This window comes from Salinimicrobium oceani (assembly GCF_012037645.1).
In genome coordinates this window covers 1-470 of sequence record NZ_JAAVJR010000556.1, presented here as the reverse complement: position 1 = coordinate 470, position 470 = coordinate 1, and the positions used below count along the sequence as shown (strand labels likewise).

At 46.4% G+C, this 470-nt stretch carries 1 protein-coding gene; it reads left to right on the top strand.

The genetic code is table 11. The features are described 5' to 3' along the window. The coding region (locus HC175_RS18220; RefSeq protein WP_262887249.1) for a helicase-related protein at window positions 1-470 on the top strand (470 nt) is incomplete at both ends.

The window sequence follows — 470 nt, the reverse complement described above, 5'->3', positions numbered from 1 at the left end:
TACCATATGGCGTTGCAAACAAAATGTATGGCATGTGGCAGCATTGAACTTTCTACCAAAGGCTTTGGAACAGAGAAAGTAGAGACTGAGTTAAAAGCACTTTTTCCGGGGAATAAGATCGGCCGCATGGATCTTGATACCACCCGCGGAAAGCATGGTTACGAAAAGATAATTTCGGCTTTTGAGGAAGGGGAGATCGACATCCTGATAGGTACACAAATGCTTACCAAAGGTCTCGACTTTAGAAATGTACGTCTGGTGGGGATCATGAATGCAGATACCCTGCTCAATTTTCCGGATTTTAGGGCACATGAGCGGAGTTTTCAGCTGATGCTGCAGGTAGCGGGAAGAGCGGGGAGGACCAAGAAACGTGGTCTTGTGCTCATCCAGACTTATAATCCTCATCACCAGATCGTGCAGCAGGTTTCGACCAATAATTACCTGGATATGTATAAGGAGCAGCTGGAGGA